At 53.7% G+C, this 24531-nt stretch carries 22 protein-coding genes; 15 read left to right on the forward strand and 7 right to left on the reverse strand.

The genetic code is table 11. The features are described 5' to 3' along the window. Positions 1–92: 92 nt before the first annotated feature. From hslO to LF929_RS01560, 4 genes are all read right to left on the reverse strand, one after another. Positions 93–965 (reverse strand): Hsp33 family molecular chaperone HslO, encoded by an 873-nt coding sequence (hslO, locus tag LF929_RS01545; RefSeq protein ID WP_210175168.1) that lies wholly within the window; start codon positions 963–965, stop codon positions 93–95. Positions 966–990: 25 nt separating this feature from the next. Next, positions 991–1404: a ribosome-associated heat shock protein Hsp15 gene (gene hslR, locus LF929_RS01550; protein ID WP_038909195.1), complete on the reverse strand. Its 414-nt coding sequence runs from the start codon at positions 1402–1404 to the stop codon at positions 991–993. After that, complete coding sequence (yrfG, locus tag LF929_RS01555) at positions 1401–2105, reverse strand: GMP/IMP nucleotidase (RefSeq protein ID WP_019845146.1); 705 nt, start codon at positions 2103–2105, stop codon at positions 1401–1403. The genes hslR and yrfG overlap by 4 nt, the downstream gene beginning before the upstream one ends. Before the next feature lie 114 nt (positions 2106–2219). After that, positions 2220–4355 (reverse strand): intracellular growth attenuator family protein, encoded by a 2136-nt coding sequence (locus LF929_RS01560; protein ID WP_038909194.1) that lies wholly within the window; start codon positions 4353–4355, stop codon positions 2220–2222. Between the two features lie 422 nt (positions 4356–4777). On the opposite strand from LF929_RS01560, the gene nudE reads away from it, so the two are divergent. Next, positions 4778–5332 carry an ADP compounds hydrolase NudE gene (nudE, locus tag LF929_RS01565; RefSeq protein WP_012886412.1) on the forward strand — a complete coding sequence of 185 codons (555 nt, stop codon included), beginning with the start codon at positions 4778–4780 and terminating at the stop codon, positions 5330–5332. A 156-nt stretch (positions 5333–5488) separates the two neighbouring features. On the opposite strand, the gene mrcA is transcribed toward nudE, so the two are convergent. Further along, the gene (gene mrcA / locus LF929_RS01570; protein ID WP_038909193.1) at positions 5489–8047 is read right to left on the reverse strand and encodes a peptidoglycan glycosyltransferase/peptidoglycan DD-transpeptidase MrcA; all 2559 of its coding nucleotides are present in this window, start codon (positions 8045–8047) and stop codon (positions 5489–5491) included. Between the two features lie 256 nt (positions 8048–8303). Here mrcA and pilM point away from each other — a divergent pair, with 256 nt between their 5' ends. The 14 genes from pilM (at position 8304) to ppiA (ending at position 20931) form a co-directional block, all read left to right on the forward strand. Further along, on the forward strand, positions 8304–9182 hold the full coding sequence (gene pilM / locus LF929_RS01575) for a type IV pilus biogenesis protein PilM (protein ID WP_038909192.1): 879 nt from the start codon (positions 8304–8306) through the stop codon (positions 9180–9182). Next, positions 9176–9736, forward strand: a complete 561-nt coding sequence (locus LF929_RS01580) for a PilN domain-containing protein (RefSeq protein WP_038909191.1) — start codon at positions 9176–9178, stop codon at positions 9734–9736. Before pilM ends, LF929_RS01580 begins: the two co-directional genes overlap by 7 nt. After that, positions 9733–10293 (forward strand): hypothetical protein, encoded by a 561-nt coding sequence (locus LF929_RS01585; protein ID WP_226092804.1) that lies wholly within the window; start codon positions 9733–9735, stop codon positions 10291–10293. The genes LF929_RS01580 and LF929_RS01585 overlap by 4 nt, the downstream gene beginning before the upstream one ends. A gap of 122 nt (positions 10294–10415) precedes the next feature. After that, positions 10416–10706, forward strand: coding sequence for a HofP DNA utilization family protein (locus LF929_RS01590; RefSeq protein WP_023640909.1), 291 nt, complete (start codon positions 10416–10418; stop codon positions 10704–10706). 3 nt (positions 10707–10709) lie between these two features. Continuing rightward, complete coding sequence (gene hofQ / locus LF929_RS01595) at positions 10710–12011, forward strand: DNA uptake porin HofQ (RefSeq protein WP_016942954.1); 1302 nt, start codon at positions 10710–10712, stop codon at positions 12009–12011. 339 nt (positions 12012–12350) lie between these two features. After that, entirely contained in the window at positions 12351–12872 is a 522-nt protein-coding gene (gene aroK / locus LF929_RS01600) for a shikimate kinase AroK (RefSeq protein ID WP_029456528.1), read from the forward strand. Between the two features lie 53 nt (positions 12873–12925). Further along, on the forward strand, positions 12926–14011 hold the full coding sequence (gene aroB / locus LF929_RS01605; protein WP_038909188.1) for a 3-dehydroquinate synthase: 1086 nt from the start codon (positions 12926–12928) through the stop codon (positions 14009–14011). A 133-nt stretch (positions 14012–14144) separates the two neighbouring features. Next, on the forward strand, positions 14145–15218 hold the full coding sequence (locus LF929_RS01610; protein WP_210175165.1) for an SPOR domain-containing protein: 1074 nt from the start codon (positions 14145–14147) through the stop codon (positions 15216–15218). Between the two features lie 77 nt (positions 15219–15295). Continuing rightward, positions 15296–16120 carry an adenine-specific DNA-methyltransferase gene (dam, locus tag LF929_RS01615; RefSeq protein WP_019845157.1) on the forward strand — a complete coding sequence of 275 codons (825 nt, stop codon included), beginning with the start codon at positions 15296–15298 and terminating at the stop codon, positions 16118–16120. A 140-nt stretch (positions 16121–16260) separates the two neighbouring features. Beyond that, on the forward strand, positions 16261–16938 hold the full coding sequence (rpe, locus tag LF929_RS01620) for a ribulose-phosphate 3-epimerase (protein WP_038909186.1): 678 nt from the start codon (positions 16261–16263) through the stop codon (positions 16936–16938). After that, positions 16931–17629: a phosphoglycolate phosphatase gene (locus LF929_RS01625; protein WP_038909185.1), complete on the forward strand. Its 699-nt coding sequence runs from the start codon at positions 16931–16933 to the stop codon at positions 17627–17629. Before rpe ends, LF929_RS01625 begins: the two co-directional genes overlap by 8 nt. A gap of 1 nt (position 17630) precedes the next feature. Then, positions 17631–18635, forward strand: coding sequence for a tryptophan--tRNA ligase (trpS, locus tag LF929_RS01630; RefSeq protein WP_038905859.1), 1005 nt, complete (start codon positions 17631–17633; stop codon positions 18633–18635). A 328-nt stretch (positions 18636–18963) separates the two neighbouring features. Further along, complete coding sequence (locus tag LF929_RS01635; protein ID WP_168366596.1) at positions 18964–20118, forward strand: mandelate racemase family protein; 1155 nt, start codon at positions 18964–18966, stop codon at positions 20116–20118. Positions 20119–20358: 240 nt separating this feature from the next. Beyond that, the gene (gene ppiA, locus LF929_RS01640; RefSeq protein WP_038905857.1) at positions 20359–20931 is read left to right on the forward strand and encodes a peptidylprolyl isomerase A; all 573 of its coding nucleotides are present in this window, start codon (positions 20359–20361) and stop codon (positions 20929–20931) included. A gap of 81 nt (positions 20932–21012) precedes the next feature. On the opposite strand, the gene LF929_RS01645 is transcribed toward ppiA, so the two are convergent. Both LF929_RS01645 and pelZ read right to left on the reverse strand, forming a co-directional pair. After that, complete coding sequence (locus LF929_RS01645; protein WP_226092803.1) at positions 21013–22578, reverse strand: diguanylate cyclase; 1566 nt, start codon at positions 22576–22578, stop codon at positions 21013–21015. Between the two features lie 550 nt (positions 22579–23128). Further along, complete coding sequence (pelZ, locus tag LF929_RS01650; RefSeq protein WP_210175164.1) at positions 23129–24391, reverse strand: pectate lyase PelZ; 1263 nt, start codon at positions 24389–24391, stop codon at positions 23129–23131. Positions 24392–24531: the final 140 nt, after the last annotated feature.

A 24531-nucleotide genomic window follows, 5' to 3' on the forward strand; every position in this document is an offset into this window, starting at 1 on the left:
CTAAATTAGTCTGAAAAGCGCAGATAGCCCGCAAGCGGGCTACCTGTAATGGATTGACACGCCGTGAGATGGCGCGCAAATAATTAGCGTGATTAATGTAAGGTTGGGTTGGCGCTGGACTGGCGAATGTTATCGATGTCCTGAGCATTAAACAGATAATGGCTGCCACAATAGTCGCAGTGCATATCGATTTGCCCGTCTTGCGCCAGAATATCGCTAACCTCATCCGCTGGCAGCGTCATCAGCGCGTCAGCACAACGTTCCCGTGAACAGTGGCATTTGAACACGACCGGCTGTGGCTCATACAGCGTGACGTTTTCCTGATGGTACAACCGGTACAACACATCGTTGGCCGGCAGACCAAACAGTTCCTCCGCTTTCACCGTGGCGGTTAACTGTGTGAGATGGTCAAAGTCTTCGCGGTTGCCATGCTGTGCGGGTAGCACCTGTAGCAGCATACCGGCAGCGCACTGGCGACCATCATGCTCACCGGTGCGAATGAACAGACGCGTCGGTAACTGCTCGGATTGCTGGAAGTAATTTTCCAGACAGGCAGCCACGTCGTCGCCATCCAGCCCCACTACGCCCTGATAGCGTTCCCCTTCAGTCGGGGTTATGGTTATCACCAGATAACCGTTGCCGACCATGTCGCGCAGTGAACTGTCGGCGGCAATGTCGCCCTGCAAACGTGCTACGCCGCGCATTTGCTGCTGATGGTTGCCGTTAATTACCGCCAGTTTCAGTGGGCCGTCGCCCTGTAACTGAACCGTGATATCGCCGCTGAATTTCAGCGTCGCGGTCAACAGGCTGGTCGCTACCAGCATCTCGCCCAGCAGGTTTTTTACCGGCACCGGGTAGTCGTGATTTGCCAGCATGTGCTGGAAAGTGTCGCTTACCGTGACCAGTTCGCCGCGAACAGCGTGATTCTCGAACAGGTAACGATGCAATTGGTCATGATTGGCCATAATGTTCTCTCGTGGTGACGACGGCTTATTCCGCGTCACTATATTTGAATTTGATTAAATCCCGACGCTCTTTTTTATCCGGTCGCCGGTCCGGATGCGGCATCGACAGGGCATTCAGCTTTCTGGCTTGGGCCAGTTTTTCGCGTTTTTCAATGCTCTGCGGCGTTTCTTCATATAATGCCTGCGCTTGTGCAGCCGGGCGGCGCTGATCGCTGATGGTGCGAACCATCACTGTGCGCGTATCGTTGCCCTGGCGCAGCGTAATTTCGGCATCTACTTCCACCAGTTTGCCCGGTTTGCTGCGCTGGCCGTTATAGTGCACTTTGCCGCCGTCGATCATCTCACGTGCCATGGCTCGGGTTTTGTAAAAACGCGCAGCCCATAGCCACTTATCTAACCGGACGGCGTTGTCGTCATCGTGTTGACGGTCTTTACTCATGAACACTCCTGATTGCCGACGCGAATCGACTGATGAATGTCCGGCAGAAAGGCCAGATAGTCGTTCATCGATGGGTGTTGCCGGAAGCAGTTTTCCTGCTGGCTGGTCGAGTCAGGATTGCGGACACCCAGACAGTAGCGGATACCGAAGGTTCTGGCGGCATCCAGTATTGGCTCGCTGTCATCCACAAACAGGGTTCGTTCCGGGTTAAACCCGATGTCTTCCTGCACCGCCTGCCATAATCGCTGATCTTCCTTGGGATACCCATAAGTATGGGTGGAAAGCAATAAATCAAGGTGTCTATCCAGCCCGGTATGGGCCACCTTAACTGACAGACTATGCGGGTGGGCGTTGGTCAGCAAAACCGACCGGCGACCGCTTTTACGCAGTGCGTGCAGAAATGGCGTGGTGTCATCCCGCAAGCGGGCGCGGTAACCGATGTCACTGGTCATCTGGTAAATATCCAGCCCCAGTCGTTCACTCCAGTAATCGAAGCAGTACCAGTTCAGGGTATGACGCACCGCCTGGTATTCCACCGCGATCAACTGCTGTGCCTGATCCAGGCTGATATCACGCTGACGACTCAAGGATTCCGGTACCAATTGCAGCCAGAAATAACTATCGAACGCAAGGTCGAGCAGCGTACCGTCCATATCCAGCAGGACGGTATCGATCTCATTCCAGTTCAGTTCGGGATTCATACATACTCCAGGGACAATGCCCTGTTTCCGGTTCAACCGGAAACAGGGTAGTCGATATTATCCGCGTAGCATAACCGCTAAACGCGGCTGATAGCACGTATCGATTGAGGAGGGTTAGGAGTGAACCGCATTGCCGTACAGGGGACTGGCGGTCGGCGCTTCCGGCACCAGATGGCGCGCATAGTACTGCTGAATATTAGCGATACGCTGCTGGCTCCGGCGGCGTTTGACCAGCAGCAGCACCAGATTCAGCACCAGAATGACGCTAAAGGTCAGCAACAGCAGGCAGGCACCCAGTGAGCGCCACATGGTAACGGCATCTGGCTCGCTATGCAGCGAAATATGGCGGGTACCATTGGCGTCGATACTGATCTGGGTTATCACGCCGCTGGCTTCAAACGGCGTATGCAGCAACAGCGAGGACAGGCGTTCAAGTTCCTGCCATTGCTCCTGCGGCGGGAGATCGCGTAGCGGTGCGACCGGTGCCTGATGATTAACGAATTGCCGACCTTCGTCACTGCGAATCAGAAAACCGCCCGGTGGCGGGCTATTCAGTGAATTGGAGGCGGTAATGATTTCGCGGCTGTAGAACTCGTCGGTGGCGTTTTTCACCAATCCATCCAGTGATTCAGCACTGACCGGACGTAATACCACGCTCATGCCTTTTAGCGCCCCGGAGCGTGCCCGTTTAACCAACAGATCCCAGTTTTTGGCATTGCCCAAATTGATCAGCGCATTTTTGAGCCGGATACAATCTTCTTCTTTCTCACATAAGGCATCGGTTTTCAGCACGATATCGGAGAAGTTATTTAACAGAATCATGCCGGATTTCTGAATAGCATCTGCCAACTGGGAACTGACCTGATTGTCGCTGGCGGCGGGGTGCAACTGTTCGTTCACCGTTTTTTGCAAGGCTGCGGTTTTCTCGATGGTGTCTGATTCAGGTAATGGCAGCGGTGCCGCTTTATTCCAGTAAATGGCGGTGCAATCAAACGGGGCGAAAGGCGAGGCTTTGGATGCCGTTGGGTTGAGACTAATCGGCGGCACGTAACACATCCCGCTGCTGCGAACCTGTAGTTTATCGCCAATGTGCAGTGGCATGCGCTCCAGATCTTCGACCTGGGTCACCTTGATGCTGCTGGCACCCTGAACCCAGGCCAGACTGAGTTTTAAGGGGAGATCAAGCGGCACTGACGTCAACAGTAGGATCAGGCTGAGCAGAGCACCGACAGCCAGTACGGCGTTTTTGCCCCATTGCTGTAGCGGGAAGAATTTGACTTCGTTATGTAAGGACAGATAGTTGCCCTGGCGCACGACCTGGCGGGTCAGATAAATATCCACATCGGTTTTTTTGCCGAGGTCGTAGCCAATATAAGGCTGCCAGTGGGGGGGATAAATAAGGTCGATATTGCCAAGCGAGACATTGCTGATCTGGCTTTGTGTGGTGTCGCTGAATAAGCCCATGCATTGTGGTGTGCCGTGCAGACAATGCACTTCGCGCAGCTCTTTTTGCGACGGAGGTCGAAACAACTGCCAGCATCCCCAGGCAGCCATCAGGCAGGCGGCACCGGCCAGCCAGGGCAACATCGTCAGCGGGCTGGTCAGGCTAAACACCAGCAGCAGAAACGCCAGACTCAGTACTCCGGTTTCACGCAGGCCGCGTGAACGGTGTACGGCATGTTCTTCCGGCGTTTCCTTGCGGATAGCGACCAGTTCGGTGTGTTCATGGCTTTCCGGGCGAATGTATGCCTGTTCGCCAGGGATGTCTGAACCGGCGAACGAATCCATTTCGGTAACCACTTCCGTCAATGAATGGCCATTCAACGAAATCACCAGAGGGATCGAACGGGTTTTGATCAGTTCGATTTCATTGTTCTGAGTAATGTACTGCTCCCAGCGTGCGGGCAGGTGGATTTCCTGAGTATCGATGTAATAGCGCCATTTATTGGGCGCGTCAGTACTCAGCCCATAGCGGGTAATGCTATGGGTTATGGGATACACCCGATTGCCCGGTAGCAGACGGGTCAAGGTGGCCGGAACAGACGCAGAAACCGGACTGTCTATATGGGCCATAGCCAGATAGCGTTCGATAGCATTGCGTTCCGACGCTGTCAGCTGGCGATGTCCCGATGGTGTAACCGGCAAACGTTTGGCGAATAGAAGACGACGATACATGAGATAGCCAATGATCCCCCCCACGACAATTAGACAGGCAAACAATACAGCCAATATGATGAGTATTGTGCGCATATTATCTCCAGCCAACAGCGTAAGGTTCCCCCTGTTATTCCCGGATAGTAACAAAACTACACGAACAATGTTAACCCACGTCGTACAGTTAATAACTGAATTAACCGACTATTACTTGTTTAACGGTGCATGGTAGCAAGCGATCACAAGCGCGAAAATGAGGAAAATCTGAATTTTTTCTGGTGGGATTAGGGTGGAGAGACATCTTCATACGGTCGTTTTTTGTATAAAAAAAACTAATGTGTGAATGTTGTTGCGAATATGTAAATTCACCATGATAGAGTTGCAGCGACTGTTAATGTTAACGCACAATATGACTTACTGAATATTCTGCAGGAAATCGCGGCTCTACCAGTTTGTGTTCCGTGCCGACACTGGCCTGAACGGGGAAAGCCGGTTGCGGTTTCCTCATCGAGGCCACGATGGATAATAACCTGCAAAAACCTAAAATCCTCAAGGTTGAGACCGTAGCACGTTCACATTTGTTCAATGTGGAGGCCGTTGATCTGGAGTTTAGCAACGGTGAGCGCCGCATCTATGAACGTATGCGTCCGTCAGGCCGTGAAGCAGTGATGATAGTACCGGTCATCGGCGATGAACTGTTGCTGATTCGTGAATATGCGGTGGGGATTGAGCAGTATGAATTGGGGTTCCCCAAAGGGCTGATTGATCCGGGTGAGACCGTGTTTGAAGCGGCTAACCGTGAACTGATGGAAGAGGTCGGGTTTGGCGCGGAGCGGTTTGAGTTGTTATCTACCCTGACGATGGCACCGTCGTATTTTTCCAGCAGCATGAATATCGTGGTGGCTAGCGGTCTCTATCCGAAACGCTTACAAGGCGACGAGCCAGAACCATTGCAGTTGGTGCGCTGGCCGCTGGCAAACATGATGTCGCTACTGAAAGAGCCGGATTTTCGCGAGGCGCGTAACGTGAGTGCGTTGTTCTTAGCGCAACAGTTTTTAGCGCAGCAGGGCTAATTATCAAAACACGACTTGTCAAAACAATCGCTTTATCACAGCCCAGATAAAGCAGTCGATCCAGATAAAGAAAAAGGCGCGAATATCGCGCCTTTTTGCTGCGTTGTTATCGCAGTCGCGGTGCAACCCCAATCAGCGCTGCACCGCGTATTCGCATCAGAATAACTCTTCTGCCTGACCGCTACTGGTGTTGTACAGCGTGGTACCGGCGTCATGTACTGCCCGCTCGGTGGGTTGCGTACCGTCGATGAAATACTCCTGACGACTATTCCCGCCGCCATCCGACAGTTTGCCGGTGCTGCGATCGATAGTAACCGTCACGACGCCCTGCGGCGGCGTCTTCGGTTGTTCTGGTACGCCTGCCAGCGCCACCTTCATATAGTCATCCCAGGCAGGTTCAGCACTTTTCGCTCCGCCTTCATAACCGGAAATCTGGTCGCGAATGACACCGGATGCCGACGTACGGCCAAGATCACGGCGGTGATCGTCAAAACCAATCCACACCGAAGCAACAATATTCGCGCCATAACCGGAGAACCAGGCATCTTTCGAGTTGTTGGTAGTACCGGTTTTGCCACCAATATCATGGCGTTGCAGTACTTTACCCGCACGCCAGCCGGTACCCATCCAGCCCGGTTCGCCAAACACGTTACTGTTGAGCGCGTCTTTGATCAGGAAGGCCAATGGTGTGCTGATAACATGCGGGGCGTACGGTTGAGCGGCGGCCTGTTTAGCGACTTCCGACGGTGTAATCGGATCAACCTGCGGGGCAGCCTGCACCGGATTTTCCTGCGACGTCGCCACGTTTTCCATGCTGTCATCCGACAAGACGGCGGAACGTTGAGTATCGCCGTAAATGACCGGCAGATTGCAGGTATCGCACACGATTTTCGGTGTAGCACTGAAAACGGTGTGACCGGCGGCATTGTCGATTTTGGTGATGAAGTAAGGATCGACCAGATAGCCGCCGTTAGCCATTACCGAGTAACCACGCACCACCTGCAACGGCGTAAACGATGCTGCACCCAATGCCAGCGATTCGGTATGTACGATGTTCTGTTCCGGGAAGCCGAAGCGTTCCAGATAATTAGCGGCGTAATCCACACCCATCGCACGCATTGCCCGCACCATCACCACGTTTTTCGACTGCCCCAGACCCTGACGTAAACGGATTGGGCCGTCGTACACCGGCGGTGAGTTTTTCGGGCTCCAGTCGGAACCCGCACCGGGATCCCAGCGTGTAATCGGGGCGTCGTTGAGGATAGTCGCTAGCGTCAGACCTTTATCCATCGCGGCGGTGTACAGGAATGGCTTGATATTTGACCCTACCTGCCGCAGCGCCTGCGTAGCACGGTTGAACTTGCTCTGATTGAAATCGAACCCGCCAACCAGCGCCAGTATCGCGCCGTCTTGCGGATTGAGGGATACCAGCGCCGAGTTGACGTCAGGGACCTGAGCCAGCCACCAGTCGTTGTCGACTTTGCGTACCCAAATTTGTTGACCGGCAGCCAGTACATCGGTGACGCGTTTTGGCGTGGGGCCTTGCTGGTCATCTGAACGATAGGCGCGCGCCCAGCGTACACCCAGCATTGGCAGTTCTATCTTATCGCCGTTAGCCATCACGGCATGGGCTTTATCGGCGCTGGCATCGGTAACAACCGCCGGGAACAACGGCCCGTAAACCGGTAGTTTTTTCAGTGCCTCGACAATCTTGTCCTGCGTCAACGCTGGGGTGCCGACTTTCCACAACACCTGGTCCGGGCCGCGGTAGCCGTGGCGCATATCATAGGCGATGACGTTGTTGTGTACCGCGTCTTCCGCTGCCAACTGCAGTTTGCGGGTGATAGTGGTGTAGACCTGATAACCATCGCTATACGCATCTTCACCATAGCGTTTCACCATTTCCTGGCGAACCATTTCAGCCATATAAGGGGCGGAGAAGGCGATTTCCGGTGCGTGATAGTCCGCCACCAGCTTTTCGTTACGGGCCTGATCGTACTGCGCCTGCGTGATGTAGTTCTCGTCCAGCATGCGCGACAGCACCACGTTACGACGTGCCACGGCGCGATCGTAAGAGTAAAGCGGGTTAAAGGTGGACGGCGCTTTCGGCAGGCCAGCAATCATTGCCATTTGCGCCAGCGTCAACTGGTCGACCGGTTGTCCGAAATAGACCTGAGCGGCGGCACCCACGCCGTAAGCACGGTACCCCAGGTAGATCTTGTTCAGATACAGTTCCAGGATTTCGTCTTTGGTCAGCGTTTGTTCGATGCGGATAGCCAGAAACACTTCCTTAATCTTACGCAACAGCGTGCGCTCAGGACTCAGGAAGAAATTACGCGCCAGCTGCTGGGTGATGGTACTGGCCCCTTGCGATGCATGACCCGATGTCAGGGCAATGACCGCCGCGCGGACGATCCCCTGCGGGTCAACACCGTGGTGTTCAAAGAAGCGGCTGTCTTCCGTGGCGATAAACGCGTTAACCAGCATCGGCGGGATCTGGTCCAGCTTCAGCGGGATACGACGCTTCTCGCCAAACTGGGCGATCAATTCGCCGTCAGCACTGTAAACCTGCATCGGAGTTTGCAGGCGGACGTCTTTCAGCGTAGCGACATCGGGTAACTGTGGCTCGATATAGCGATAGAGGCCATAGAGCGAAGCGACTCCCAGCAGAATGCAACTCACTGCAAGGATGAATAGATACTTTACGAACTTCACCGGAGATTTTCCATTCAGTAGCAATTGAATAGTTTATAAACAGACGGGCGCTAGTATAAAGGGAAGCCAGCAAGGTGGATATACCCGTCGTCTTTCAGGTTACAGGCGCATGGCGACCCGCTGTACCCGGCTTTTTTATGGTCCTCTTCCCTTGCGGGGCGCTGTAAACCGGGTATGACTCTATGACCGCCTTACCTGCACCGCGATGTCCATCGGGTATCTGTTCTGTATGAAACGATAAGGAGATCGAACATTCATGGCTTATCCCATCTGGCAGGTTGGGTTGGACATTCAGAACGGCGTGATGCGCGCTCTGGCCGTACAACGTCGCCGACATAGCTGGCAATTACGCCATTGGTGGCAATTGCCGTTACCAGACGACATATTACGCGGCGGTAGTCTACATCATCCCGCTGCACTTTGTACGGTTCTTCGTCAATGGCGGCATGAATTGCCACGATTTGTTTCGCTACGGTTGGGGTTCCCCGCCCCGCGCGTACTGCAACAACGGCTGTCGATGCCAGACTATCGTCTGCGTGAACCGCAACGTGGCGAATATATTCGTAAAATGGCGGCCAAAGTGCTGCCAGTGAGTGGCGACGATTTGGCGCTGGATTATCGTCCTGATCCGCAGACCCCCAATAAGTTGCTGGTTACCGCGGCGCGTCAGACGGAACTGGATGTCTGGCTGCATTGCCTGCGTGATGCTGGCCTGCAACCCGATGTGGTGGATATTACCCCTTGCGCATTGCGGTGTATGGCGGCACGGGCCGGGTTGGCTGGCGATCGTCTGCTGTTGCATCGGTTTGATGATCACTGGCTGTGGGTGTCACCGCTGGACGCGCCTTTGGCATTCGGTACGTTTCATCCGGATGAGATAGCAGACGACCTGACGGGTACAGGAGCCGAGCACGAACTATTAAAGTACGTGAGCACTTGCTATCAAAAAGAGATCCCTCCTGCTGCCTATCTCAGTGCATCTGTTCCTGTGACGTTGCAGCAAACGTCTGCCGGGCTGATTTCCTGGTCGCCTCTGACAGCATTTGCTCAACAACAACCGCCATTACCGGGGTTTCCGGCCGCTTTTGCTATTGCGGGTGGGCTGGCGATCCGTCCGGAGGATTCACCATGCTGACGGTGAATCTTCTGGCATGGCGACCTCGTCTGTTGCACCGGCGTATACGGTTAAGCCTGTTGCTGACCAGTATCGTCATGGTGGTTGTCGGTTATGCGGCAGTCATCACCTGCGTGAACTACCGTCAACAACGGGTGTGGTGGCAGTTGCAGGTTGGACTGGCACAGTCGCAACAGGCGAGCTATGCGCAGCGCTACCATCAGACGTTCGCTGCCTGGCAGCGACGTGAAACCCAATTGGCACAACTGGCGGCACAAGAGCAGAGCCAGCGACAGAACCAGCGTTATCAGACCTTACTGGCACAACTACCGACCCTGATGCCCGACGCACTCTGGCTGACAGAAATTGGCGACAACGGTGTGCGTTTATCACTGTCCGGAGTGAGTAATCACTATTCGGCTATCGTCACGTTGGCGAAGGCGATGTCGGCGTTACCACAAATAGCCCACGCCAGCGTGCAACAGGCCGATCGCGATCCTAAGAATAGCGCCCGGCTGAGTTTTTCGTTACGTCTGCACTGGCAGGCTGTAGACGGCGTGGGAGCGAAAGGATGATGCACTGGTTTTATCCCCGGGTCGCACATTGGCTGACCGCGCCGCTATGGTTGTGGCTGCTGGCACCGCCAATGCTGGTCATGTTGGTGGCGGTTGTCATCGGCGGAATATGGATGCAGGCGCAGCAACGGCAATTAGCGCAGCTCGAACAGCAAGTCCGTGACAGTGAACAGGTCATCAGACAATGGCGAGAGAAAATTACCGCGCTACCGGCGTTACACGTCTTACAACGCTGGCTTGCTGAGCAGCCTTCTCTGGCAGAAGACAGGTCGGTAAATCGCATCGCGTCGTTACTGGATGAGCCATTACGTGACAGTGGTGTTCAACTTGAAAGCTGGCATCCATTGCCGGCGGAGGACGCGAATGGTGAGCCGTCTGCCTGGTTACTGGTTTTTAATGCGCAGTACGGTGCGACCCTGAATTTCCTGTCGCGTTTTCAATCGCTGCCAGTGGTGCTGCGCATCGACCATATTACTATCCGAAAGGCGTCTGCCGGGCTGCGTACCGAACTGCGACTCTCGCTGCCGCAAGCACCATCAGTGAAGGTGGGGCAATGAATTACTGGCAAGGCTGTGCACTGTGTGTCGGGGGGCTTCTTGGCCTGGTGAGTACAGCGGCACGATGTGATTCAGTAATACGCGATCCAGTAATACGTGACTCAGTCATACGCGAGTCCGTTATGCGCGACCCGTTCCAGCCCCTGTCGGAGATGTCGTGTAATAGCGGGCAGGATCAGCAGAAATGGCAACTCAAGGGAATGGTGGGGTCATCGTCGCGGTGGATTGCCTGGCTGGTGCAGCCGCAAATCGGCTGGCTACGTGTTCGTGATGGCGATGTTATTCCACCCGGTGACTGGCAGATTACCCAGCTTGACCGTGGCGGCGCAACGTTGCGTCAAACGGGTGGGAAAGTGAGCTGTGGAGTGGCGGAAATACGTCTTGGGCCGCCTTTTCATCACAACAAGGAATGAAGGATGAAGACAGGATGTTTTCCCGGTAGACGGTTTTACCGGTACGGCTGGTTGATGATGTTATGTGGCAGCATGCTGGCCAAAGCAGGTAGCGGCGAGCCGGTTTCACTGGTCTTTGACGATGTGCCCGTGCAGCGAGTTTTGCAGGCGCTGGCAGACCACCAGCAACTTAATCTGGTGGTGGCACCGGGGGTAGCCGGTAACATTAGCCTGAATTTACAGCAGGTTCCCTGGCAGCAGGCGCTGGATATTATTCTGCGAATGGGGCAATTGACGGTTGAACAGCAAAATAGCGTCATGATGGTTTACCCCGATACCTATGTGAAAGACCGCCAGCAGAAACAGGAAGAACAAGCGGCTAAGCAGCGTTTGCAACTGCCGTTGCAAAATCTGTCCGTCACCTTGCAGTACGCGGAAGCGACTGAGGTGGTGGCGAATCTGCAAAGCCAGCGCGGTACGTTGCTGACAGAACGCGGTAACGTCACCGTCGATAAACGCACCAACACGCTGCTGATTCGGGATGTCGCTTCCGCGCTGGAACAAATTCGGCCTTGGATTGACGCGTTGGATAAGCCATTGTCTCAGGTGCAACTGGCAGCGCACATCGTCACCATCAGCAGCGAGCATTTGAAAGCGTTGGGCGTCAACTGGGGGCTGGGGGACGCTTCTATTGCAGGGCAGGCGATGCAGATGAATAACTTCACGGTTAGCCTCCCGGTTGAATCGCCCGCTGTTAACGCTGGGTTTCATCTGGCAAAGCTCAATGGACGATTGCTTGACCTGGAACTGATGGCGCTGGAGCAGGAAAACGAGGTGGAGATTATCGCCAGTCCGCGCCTGTTTACTGCGCATCAACAAACAGCCAGCATCAAGCAAGGCACGGAAATCCCGTATCAGGTCTCCAGCGGTGCCAGTGGTTCGACATCGATCGAGTTCAAGGAAGCGGTGTTGGGCATGGAAGTCACCCCCAGGATTCTGCATGGCGGACAGATTACGCTCAACCTGCTGATTAGCCAGAATATGCCGGGGCGGGCTATCAAGCAGGGGGAAGGGGGCGAAATCCTGGCGATCGATAAACAGGAGATCCAGACTCAGGTCACCGTGCAGGATGGCGAAACCATTGTGCTGGGTGGGATTTTCCAACAACAAAAAAATCAAGGGGAGCGTCAGGTGCCGGGCTTGGGGTCGTTACCGGGCATTGGTCAGTGGTTTCGCGCCACAAGTCAGCAGCATACGCGCCGCGAGCTGGTCATCTTTATCACGCCTACGCTGATTCAGGCGGCCAAACGCGCACCAGCAGCCTGATTATCTTAAAACAGTGGGCAGTGCGATGCGTCTGCCCGCTTTATACACTCGCTTTGTGAAATAGTGCCCTTCATTGTTTGACGATACCGTCGTTTTAGCATACAAGGATAGCGGCTTGAGCACGGAAGTGGTGTTACATCAGCAGTGTAGATAAAACGCACGGTTTATGACGACCTGGTTTGTGTGGCGTTTTATTCGGTTGCCAAACCACCCTGAGTATTGAGATAATTTTTTGTCTGATTCTCGCACTATCGCTCATGAGGTTTCAGTTTAGGTTCCGCCGCAGGTTACATGGCGGGGCGGGTTATCATTAACGAATTTCTTAGTAATACCAAAAAAATGGCAGAGAAACGCAATATCTTTCTGGTTGGGCCTATGGGTGCCGGCAAAAGCACTATTGGCCGTCAGTTAGCTCAGCAGCTCAATATGGAATTCTTCGACTCCGATCAAGAAATTGAGCGTCGTACCGGGGCTGATGTGGGCTGGGTATTTGATGTGGAAGGCGAGGAAGGCTTCCGCGAGCGCGAAGAGAAAGTCATTAATGAATTGACGGAAAAGCAGGGCATTGTGCTGGCAACCGGTGGTGGTTCGGTAAAATCACGCGAAACTCGCAATCGCCTGTCAGCACGTGGCGTGGTGGTGTATCTGGAAACCACGATTGAAAAACAGTTGGCCCGTACTCAACGAGATAAAAAACGTCCGTTGCTTCAGGTTGAAGCCCCACCACGCGAAGTGCTGGAGGCATTGGCGAGAGAACGTAATCCGCTGTATGAAGAGATCGCCGATGTTACGATTCGCACCGATGAACAAAGCGCCAAAGTCGTTGCTAACCAGATTATCAGCATGCTGGAAAACAACTGATTTTGTGTAATCTCCTGTATACCGCAGGTCTCTGACAGATCAATGGAACGAGCATGGAAAGAGTCACCGTAACTCTCGGGGAACGCAGTTACCCCATTACGATCGCCGCCGGTCTTTTCAACGACGCGGCTTCTTTTATGCCGCTGAAGGCTGGCGATCAGGCCATGCTGGTGACCAATGAAACGTTGGCTCCGCTGTATCTGGACAGGGTACGTAGCCTGCTGGAGAACAGCGGTGTACGGGTGGATCAGGTTATTTTGCCTGATGGCGAGCAGTTCAAGTCGTTAGCGGTGCTGGAGCAGGTCTTTTCCGCATTACTGGCTAAACCGCATGGTCGTGATACCACGCTGGTAGCGTTGGGCGGCGGCGTCATCGGTGATTTGACCGGCTTTGCTGCCGCCTGTTATCAACGCGGTGTTCGCTTCATTCAGGTTCCCACCACGCTGTTGTCACAGGTTGACTCCTCTGTCGGTGGTAAAACGGCAGTCAATCATCCGCTTGGCAAAAACATGATTGGCGCGTTTTATCAGCCCGCCTCGGTGGTTGTCGATTTGGATTGCCTACAAACATTGCCTGCACGCGAGCTCTCCTCCGGGCTTGCCGAAGTGATCAAGTATGGCATTATCCTCGATCGCGTCTTTTTTGAATGGCTGGAAGCGCATATCGACGAGATTCGTCGACTGGAGGGTGCGCCGCTGGCCTACTGTATCCGTCGTTGTTGTGAGCTTAAGGCAGAGGTAGTGGCCGCGGATGAACGTGAGTCCGGGCTGCGCGCCTTGCTGAATTTAGGCCACACTTATGGACATGCCATTGAGGCGGAAATGGGATACGGCAACTGGCTGCATGGCGAAGCCGTAGCGGCTGGAATGGTGATGGCGGCTCATGCGGCTCGTCGTCTCGGGCAGTTGAGCGCTGACGATGTTGAGCGTATCAAGGCGCTGTTGCTGCGGGCTGGTTTGCCTGTTACCGGACCGCGCGAAATGGTCCCGCAAGCGTATTTACCGCACATGATGAGGGATAAGAAGGTTCTGGCCGGAGAGTTGCGTCTGGTTCTGCCTACGGCAATTGGTCAGTCTGAAGTCCGGTCGGGTGTATCGCACGAACTGGTGCTGGCATCCATCGCCGACTGCCTTCCCTAAACCCTTCACTGAGCTGGCTGAATAGCCAGCAGGTGGAATCGCGGTGGTTTACGTTTAAAATACAATGCCTTATGATTTAGACTTTCGCAGCGTCGGATGTGTGCGAAAGCTAGCCTTTCAGTGGGAGGGTAAAATGGATGAGTTCAACCCGGAAGAAGAGTTGAAACCGGATACCAGTGATCGACGCCCCGTGCGTCAGCAGAGAAGAGGCAAAAGTTTATCTGCTCCGAGTGTTTCGCTATCCAGACAACACACCATGATTGGTATCGGTATTGTGGTATTGGTGCTGCTGATCATTGGTATCGGCTCTGCCTTGCAGTCACCCAGCCAGAATACGCCTTCAGCGTCGTCACCCGCAGCAGGTTCTGGTAAGAATATCGATCTGTCATCGTCGATGTCTTCCAGCCAGACCCAGAGTGCATCACCGGCGGTATCTCAGCCTTCTTCCCCTGTACCGGTAAGCAATAACCCGAATGCAGGCAGTAGTGCTCCGCAGGCGTTAAGCGGCCAGCCGGTTTCCGGTACCCCTACGCAGGCAGCCTTGCCCGCACAGAATAACAACCAGCAGCGCATTGAGCTGCCGGGCAATATCACCGATGCCTTGTCTCAGCCTCAGCAGCAAGACAGGGTAAATGCCTTGTCGGCGGGATTGCCGACCGAACCGGCTACTGTATTCTCGCCGGCGGCCAAAGGTGGGCGCACGCAGCCTGTGGAGAAGGCGCCTTCGCGTGTGCAGGCTGAAAAGCAGCCTTCTACTGTGCCATTCCATGAAACTACGCCATCCCATAAAACGGTCGCAGAAGCTAAAGAAGCGGCGAAACCTGCTACGAATACACATCGTGCCCCTACGACCGCTGTGATGCCCGCACCATCGAGCAGACCAGTTGCAGTAGGTAAACCTGCGGCGTCAGCCGCAAGCCAGAGCAGTACAGCTATCCAGAGTGCGCCTGCCAGCCACTTTACCTTGCAGCTCAGCAGTGCGTCCCGCGAAGATTCTCTCAAGGCTTATGCTCGGGAACAGCGACTGGCGAACTACTGGGTGTATGAAACGAAACGTGACGGGCGGCCCTGGTATGTGCTGGTGAATGGTGTTTACGCCACACCGGAAGATGCCAAGCGTGCTATTGCGTCCCTGCCTGCTGATGTTCAGGCGAAAAAACCATGGGTCAGGCCGATCCGTCAGGTGAAGCAGGACTTGACCAAGTAAGACCAAATTGGCCCTGATGTGCTGTCTTAACAGAGTACAATCCGTGGCTCTGAACTGTGTGAGTAACTAACGACGGCATGAAGAAAAACCGCGCGTTCTTAAAATGGGCCGGTGGGAAATATCCGCTGGTGGAGGAGATTCGCCGATATCTGCCAGCGGGAGAGCGATTAATCGAGCCTTTCGTGGGTGCGGGTTCCGTGTTTCTCAATACCGACTACGACAGCTATATTCTGGCGGATATTAACAGCGATCTCATTAATCTTTATAAAATTGTCAAAACTGAAACCGATACGTTCATTAGCGATGCCCGCGAGTTGTTTGTTGATGAGGTGAATACCTCGGATGTTTTTTATCAGTTGAGAACGGAATTTAACCTCTGCACCGATGACTATCGCCGTGCGTTGCTGTTTCTGTATCTGAACCGGCATTGTTATAACGGTTTGTGCCGCTATAACATGCGAGGTGAATTCAATGTGCCGTTCGGGCGTTATAAAAAGCCCTATTTTCCGGAAGAAGAACTTTACTGGTTTGCGGAAAAGGCGCGAAACGCCACGTTCGTTTGCGAGCATTATCAGCAGACGTTGACCAATGCGACCTCAGGCTCGGTGGTGTATTGCGATCCGCCTTATGCGCCGCTGTCGGCTACGGCCAATTTCACGGCGTACCACACCAACAACTTTAACCATCAGGATCAGCAAAATCTGGCGCAGTTGGCGCAGCAGTTGTCATCGCAAAACCAGATCCCGGTGCTGATTTCCAACCATGATACGGTACTGACTCGCGAGTGGTATCGTGATGCGTCATCGTTGTATGTGGTCAAGGCGCGTCGCACCATCAGCCGCAATATTTCGGGCCGCAGTAAGGTCAATGAACTGCTGGCGTTGTACTGCCGGGCGTCTTGAGTGTGACGAGAGGCGATGGGCAGGGGGAATAACGGTGAGAAAAGCCTCACCCTTGTTCCCCTAACAGAGTGGCTGCGAAGGTGTGTCATCAGTGGGCGTACCCGGCAGCGGAATGCAGACTTGATGGTTTGGAGAAACGCATGAAACCGTTTTTAATCGCCCCGTCTATTTTGTCGGCTGATTTTGCCCGTCTTGGCGAGGATACCGCGCGCGCTCTGGCTGCCGGAGCCGATGTCGTCCACTTTGACGTGATGGATAACCACTATGTCCCCAATTTGACGATTGGCCCGCTGGTGTTGAAATCCTTGCGCAACTACGGCATTACCGCACCGGTCGATGTGCATCTGATGGTAAAACCGGTGGACAGACTGATACCTGATTTTGCCGAGGCGGGTGCCAGCTTCATTACGTTTCATCCCGAGGCATCCGAACATGTCGACCGGACGCTGCAACTGATCAAGAGTCATGGTTGTAAGGCGGGTCTGGTGTTTAACCCTGCCACCTCACTGAGTTATCTTGATTATGTGATGGATAAGCTGGATATCATTTTGCTGATGTCCGTGAATCCAGGTTTCGGCGGTCAGTCATTCATTCCTTCTACGCTGGATAAATTACGCCAGGTGCGTCAGCGGATTGATGAAAGCGGCTATGATATCCGTCTTGAGGTCGATGGTGGCGTCAAAGTCGATAACATCGCGCAGATTGCGGCAGCCGGTGCGGATATGTTTGTCGCCGGTTCGGCGATTTTTGGCCAGCCGGATTACCGTGCGGTGATTGATAAGATGCGCCAGGAGTTGGAGACAGTACGTCATGACTGATTTTGCTGCGATTCGCGGGCTGGCGTTTGATCTGGATGGTACGCTGGTTAACAGCGCGCCAGGGTTGGCCGAAGCGGTGGATATGGCATTAGGTGCATTGTCGCTGCCGCGTGCGGGTGAAGAGCGAGTATCCACCTGGATTGGTAACGGTGCCGATGTATTGATGGAGCGGGCGTTACGCTGGGCGGGGGTAGAGCCAACGAGCCGGCAGATTCAGGATACCCGTTCGCTGTTTGATAAGTACTATGCCCGCACGGTAGATAGCGGCAGCCTGCTGTTTCCCGAGGTGAAAGAGACGCTGGCTGCGCTTGCCGCACGTGGCTTTCGTATGGCTGTTGTCACCAATAAACCGACACCTTTCGTCGCGCCGCTGCTGGATGTGCTGGGGATAGGACACTATTTCTCGCTGATTTTAGGCGGCGATGACGTTACCGAGAAAAAGCCACATCCGGCACCGTTGTACATGGTGTTGGGTAAACTGGGGTTACGGGTAAACGAATTGCTGTTTGTCGGCGATTCTCGTAATGATATTCAGGCTGCCCGAGCCGCCGGATGTCCGTGCGTCGGCATGACGTATGGTTATAACTATGGCGAGGCGATCGCGTTAAGTCACCCTGACGTGGTGCTGGATCGCTTTGCGGATTTAGTGACCCTTGCCGGGTTACCCCTTTTACACGATCAGGAAGCATGACATGAGTAAGCCCATTGTATTTAGCGGCGCACAGCCGTCAGGCGAGTTGACCATTGGTAACTACATGGGTGCGTTACGTCAGTGGGTCAACATGCAGGATGATTTTGACTGCATTTATTGCATCGTGGATCAACATGCGATCACCGTGCGTCAGGATCCGCAGCAACTGCGCAAGGCGACGCTGGATACGCTGGCGCTCTATCTGGCCTGCGGTATCGACCCGCAAAAAAGCACGATTTTTGTCCAGTCACACGTGCCGGAACACGCACAACTGGGTTGGTTGCTGAACTGCTATACCTATTTCGGCGAACTGAGCCGCATGACCCAGTTCAAAGACAAATCTGCCCGCTATGAAGAAAACATCAATGCCGGATTGTTTGACTACCCGGTGTTAATGGCGGCTGACATTCTGCTCTACCAGACCAACCAGGTACCGGTAGGCGAAGACCAGAAACAGCATTTGGAACTGAGCCGGGATATCGCCCAGCGCTTCAACGCGATTTACGGTGAGGTGTTCCGTGTTCCTGAGCCGTTTATTCCGAAATCCGGCGCGCGGGTGATGTCTTTGCTGGAGCCGACCAAGAAGATGTCTAAGTCGGATGACAACCGCAATAACGTCATTGGCCTGTTGGAAGACCCGAAATCGGTGGTGAAGAAGATCAAACGCGCAGTCACTGACTCCGACGAGCCACCAGTGGTGCGTTACGATCTGCAAAACAAGGCCGGGGTGTCCAATTTGCTGGATATCCTCTCCGGGGTGACGGGGAAAACCATCCCTGATCTGGAGAAAGAGTTTGAAGGGCAGATGTATGGTCACCTGAAAGGCGCAGTGGCCGATGCCGTTTCCGGCATGTTGAGCGAACTGCAGGCGCGTTATCACCGTTTCCGTGATGACGAAGCCTTCTTGCAGCAGGTGATGCGTGATGGGGCACAAAAAGCCAGCGCCCGTGCGCAGGAAACACTGCGCAAAGCCTATGACGTGGTGGGGTTTGTCGCTCGCCCGTAATCTGATCTTTCGTTATCTGGTCGTGGTTATTTTTATTCAGACAGCGCTGCTTCTTATCGGAAGCGGCGTTTTTTATTGATGTTAGTCTGAGCGATGGATAAGGAAAATAAAGATAATAAAAATGGAGATTGTAAATAGGGCAATTGCATAATCATCGGGCGGATAATTTTCACAAATGTTATAAATTGCCTAATGACCTCGCGGTAAACTTCCTCAATAATCGATATAAATAAAACGCAATTTTATTAAATCAGCACTGTGTTTTTATTTTCACCAATTCATAAAAACCGATGCTGGCGGGCGCTTCACCTTCAGGCAGGTAATCAACGTGAAAATTGAATCCATTGACGTCACCGTCTTCACTTATCCCACTCGCCGCGTTTCTGACAGCGCAGGACATTCCCACCCAGGCGATGAGCATCAGGCTAGCATGGCGCTGCTGACCATCAGTACAGAGGATGGGCACAAAGGGTATGCGTTTGCACCGCCGGAAGTCATTCGGCCCTATGTGGTGAACAGTTTTTTCCGCAAGGTACTGATTGGGCAGGATCCGTTTGATCGTGAGCGTTTATGGCAGGATCTGGTGCACTGGCAGCGCGGTAGTGCTAACCAGTTAACTGACCGGGCGCTGGCTATCGTCGAGCAAGCCTTGTGGGACTTGGCTGGGCGGGCACTGAACACGCCGGTCTATAAACTGCTGGGCGGTTACCGTGACAAAGTACTGGCATACGGTAGCACCATGTGTGGCGATGAACTCAAAGGTGGCCTGTCGACGCCGGATGAGTACGGTCAGTTCGCCGAAAAGCTGGTCGCGCGCGGTTACAAGGCCATTAAACTGCATACCTGGATGCCGCCGGTATCATTCGCACCCAGCCCGCAAATGGATGTGAAAGCCTGTGCGGCGGTGCGTGAAGCGGTCGGGCCGGATATCAACCTGATGCTGGATGGCTACCATTGGTACAGCCGTAGCGAGGCACTGTATATCGGTCGTGAGCTGCAAAAACTGAACTTCACCTGGTTCGAAGAGCCGATGGAGGAGCAGAGCATGGCATCCTACAGTTGGCTGAACAAAAATCTGGATATCGATGTCATCGGGCCGGAAAGTCTGGGCGGGAAATATTTCAGCCGTGCCGACTGGGTGAAGGAGGGGGCCTGTGACATCCTGCGTGCCGGGGTGCAGGGTGTAGGTGGTATTTCACCGTGCCTCAAAGTGGCACATCTGGCGGAAGCCTTCGGCATGGATTGCGAAATTCATGGCAACGGCGCACCCAATCTGGCTGTCGTGGGAGCGATTAAAAACTGTCGCTGGTATGAACGTGGTCTGCTGCATCCATTCATGAACTACGACGAACCCGCCGCTTACCTCAATTCGCTGGTGGACCCGATGGACGAAGACGGTTTCGTTCACCTGCCGCAACGTCCTGGCCTGGGTGAAGATATCAACTTTGACTGGATCGAGGCGCACACGCTGAGCCAGCATTAATCGCCAGGTAGCACATCATTCTTTTGACCCTTTCTCTCCCCCGGTTATGATGTTTCGACTCCGGGGGAGCGGTGGCGGCTGTCATGATGTTGAGTCGGCGGGTGGGAGAGCAAATAGTGCTCTTTTTTTCGCCAATGGGTGGCCGTGATCGCGTAAAAAAAGGTAAATGGGTGGCGCAGAAAGGTACGGCTATTTAAAATCGGTACGCTTTCTGTCGTTGATCCTCAAAAGGAATGCTTCATGTCAAAACGTATACTGGCAGCGGTAGTGACTGTATTTGCTCTGACCGCCTTTTCACCGGCTTTTGCCGCTACCACGTCCACTCACGTGTTGCTGACAACCACCGCAGGTAACATTGAACTGGCGCTGGATGATCAAAAAGCGCCGATTTCCGTGAAAAACTTTGTCGATTATGTCAACAGCGGTTTTTACAATGGCACTATTTTTCACCGGGTTATCCCAGGGTTCATGGTTCAGGCTGGCGGTTTTAGCAGTGATATGAAACAGAAAGCCACCAATCCGCCTATCAAGAATGAAGCGGATAATGGTCTGCGTAATCTGCGCGGCACTATCGCTATGGCGCGCACCAGTGAGAAAGATAGCGCCACCAGTCAGTTCTTTATCAATGTGGCGGACAACGCTTTTCTGGATCACGGCCAGCGTGATTTTGGTTATGCGGTGTTTGGTAAAGTGGTCAAGGGCATGGAGGTCGCGGACAAGATTTCTCAAGTCCAGACAGATAATGTCGGGCCATACCAGAATGTACCGACGAAGCCTATTATCATTCAGTCAGCAAAAGTGATTAAGAAGTAATCGCCTGTTGGTTTGACATGTCTTCTGCATTATTTCCCCATTCCCGCAGCAGGATGCTGTGGTGTGGGGAAACAGCCTCATTTATTTTTTAGACAGCGCCAGCTGTTTGTCATCAATCAGCATGTGCTGGGTGATCACTTCGTACACCACATAGTGAAACAGTTCCGACATGCCTATCTGTTGCTGCTCAAACCGCTGTAGTAGCTCGCTTGCCCGATAGAGCAGGTGGCTGTGTAGGCGGGCATGATAACCGGCATCCGGGTGCTGCTTTTCGCGCAGCATTTGCTCTTCATGCTGCATGTGTTCGTGCAGTAAATCGATAAGCTGGCTGACCTGCTGTGAGAACTCTTCCCGTGTTCCGCTACGCAGTATTATCTGTAACAGCGCATTAGCCTGACGAAACAGGTGCTGGTGCTCTCGGTCGACATCCGGATGACCGGTGGCGTAGCTGTAGTGCCAGGTCAGATGAACCAGATTGGTATCCGGTAACACCATCAGCGAATTATCGACAATCAGTGCTTCTGTCTCGATACGGTTACGGCCCGCCGCTTTAGCGCGATAGAGCGCGGAGTCGGCCCGGCTTAGCCAGCTTTCCCAATGATCGCTGGACTGACAAACAGCGATGCCAATGCTGGTTGTCACCTGCAGGCCGTTGGAAAAACGTTGTGATTCGAGTGCCTGCCTGATGCGTTCTGCGGTCAGTATCGCACCGCCGATGCCGGTAGACGGCAGGATCGCGACAAACTCTTCGCCTCCCCACCGCCCGAGTACGTCGGTGGAGCGCAACGTGGTGCGGGCAATGTGGGCGAATGCTTTGAGCACTTCATCTCCCGTTGCGTGGCCGTAATCGTCGTTTACTTTCTTAAAATGATCCAGGTCGAACATCAGCAACGACACGGGATAGCCATATCGCTCCAGCCGGTCCATTTCCTGACGAGCTATTTCTTGTACCCGGATGCGGTTCCAGCAACCTGTCAGGTTGTCCTGACGCAACATCAGGTTGTTGAGATGGTCTGAACGATCTTTCGCCATCATGATCAGTCCGTTAGCAATGAAAAGCAGTGTGGCGAGACTTGCCACATTGATAATCGTCAGTGCCGGGGAGCTGGAGAGTAATGAAGTAGGATAATTGCCGCTGGATAGTAACAAGAAGAGTCGATGGATAAGGCTGAGGATATTCACGCTTAACCCTAACACCATCAGATTACGCCCCCGAACGGGCTGATCGGTTGCCTGTGTCAACAAATACCCAATCACCACACTGGCTTGCAGCATACACAGAATGCTGCTGACCAGCGTACGGGCTTTCTGGTTATCCAGCATGATGCTAAAGAACACGGCGGCAAATACCGCTGGCATCCACAGCAACCAGTGCGGGACACGCCGTTGCTGGAACGTGGTGACGGAAAGAAGCAGTAATGAGTAGGCCAGAGCAATCAGGATGTTCGAAGGGACGATGGAGAGTGTGTCAGGAATTTTGCCGCGTAATGCATACAATGTGTAGGCGATTCCGTGAAAGAGTAATGCCCAGGTACAAATAATCAGTTCTCGATCCCGGTGGCTATGCGCCGCCCAGCGCACACACAGGGCCAGGGCAAAACTTGAGACGATGATCATCATAAACATTGTGGGGACATCGACTCGCATGTATCACCTCAAAATAAAAAAAGCAAAAAGTGTGACTGTCACTGGCATTCGTTGTTATTCGTGCGTGCTCAGCGGAATAGCAGTTGGGTTTTATTCTCTTTCCTTGCGTCACTGCCATCGATTTTATTGATGCTGACACAGTAGCCAATACAAATATATTGAATTTGCCGTACAAGAGCATGACAAGGCAGGCACACGATATAAAAAGCGTGTCTGAAAGTCTGTACTCGTTGCAGGCTTGTTTATTGCCGTCCGATGGCAGGATACCGCGTAGCGTGGCGGAATAATGCCTGACCAGGGTGAGAATCAGGAGGGCCGAATAGGTGTCGTTCGGCAACACAATGGCATTGTCATCCTGATGATGACCTGTCCGGCCTATTTTGCTGTGTGTCTGTTTTCGCGATGTCGGTCTTTTTCGCTGTTTTGATAGTATTGATATACGGTTTAGCGATGGTTGTTGTCAATATACTCGTCATACTGCCAGAAAAAAGGGAACCTATAATCGGTTCCCTGCTATTTTTTAACGCGTTGGTGATGAATCTTGGGGGGATTATTCCAGGTCTTTCGCCATCTGTTGCAGCCAGCTGTCAACACCGCTGGATGGCACCGTCAATGTACGTTTGGTCGCGCTCGCGGTGGGATAACCGCCCACTTCACTCTGGCTGTTGACGAAGGTACCGCTACGTTTCTGGAAATCGCTAACGATGCGTTTATCCACCGCGTCGCGGTCTTTCGGACGGGCACCGGCGTGCTGCGTCACCTGATTGGCTACCGATGAGGAACTGAGCGCTGTCAACCCGGTGGGCCAGACGGGGGCGGATTTTAGCAAGTTAATGCCGGTACCGGAGGTCTGCGCGACGGCTTTGCCGGTTTTATCGAAGGCCAGGTTATCGCTCATCCAGACATCGCCGCCAGTGGTATTGCTGCCGACCAGTGCGAGATCGGACTTGGTGTTGGCACCGTAATACATCACGTTACCGGCGATCGCGACTTTAGCGTTAACCGGCAAAGTGCGGCCTTCCCACTCACTTTGTATCGCCCCGATACGGATACCCCAAATCCCCGGGTTGTAGATCAGGTTATTGACCACAACGCCGGTGGTTGCACCTTTAAACCATGGGTTGCGTTCATTGTTATGGGCATACAGGTTGCCGATGATCGCCGCGTTGGTCACGTTATCGTGCACCAGCGTTCCCATCGAGTGGATGCCTTTGGAGTGGCTGGAGTCGTACAGACCTTCCGCAATAATGTTATTTGAGAAGGTAACGTTATGGGCGGTGCCGGACTGGCCGTCGTAACGTGGGCCTGAAACCGACAGGTTTTCATCGGTGCCCCAGGCAAAGCTACAGTGATCCACGACGACGTTGTAGGCGTTCGGTCCATACAACGATACGTCTTTCTCAAAACCACTCTTCTTGGCGTGGCCGTTATCGCCAATGCGAAAGCGGATATGCTGCATCAGGACATCATGAGTGGTGATCATCATGCCGCCCTTGACGAGGGTAATACCTGGTGATGGCGCGGTTTGCCCGGCAATGGTCACGTAAGGCTCAGCGAGCCGAATGTCCTGCTCGTTGAGGTCAATAATACCGCCCACTTCGAACACGATAACTCGCGGGCCTTTGGTAGCAAGTGCTTCGCGTAGCGAACCGGCGCCGCTGGAAGCCAGCGTGGTGACGCGGATAACTTTGCCGCCGCTGCCGGCTACCGTCTCGGTGCCGAAGCCTTTCAGGTCCGGGGCGGCCGTGCTGGCGGCCTGAGCGGTCAGGACGCAGGTACTGAATAGCAATGTAAATAACAGGGTGTGTCTCATGATGGCTTGATCCCTATGCCGGGGCGTGTTCTGCCTGATAGTGAGGCGTTTCAAACGAAAGGCGGGTGAGTAATGATGCCCTCCCGCCCAGAATCAATCCGGCATCCTCCGCCCGGTTTTGTCGGACGGAGGATGCTCCT

Source organism: Dickeya oryzae (assembly GCF_020406815.2).
GTDB lineage: Bacteria > Pseudomonadota > Gammaproteobacteria > Enterobacterales > Enterobacteriaceae > Dickeya > Dickeya oryzae.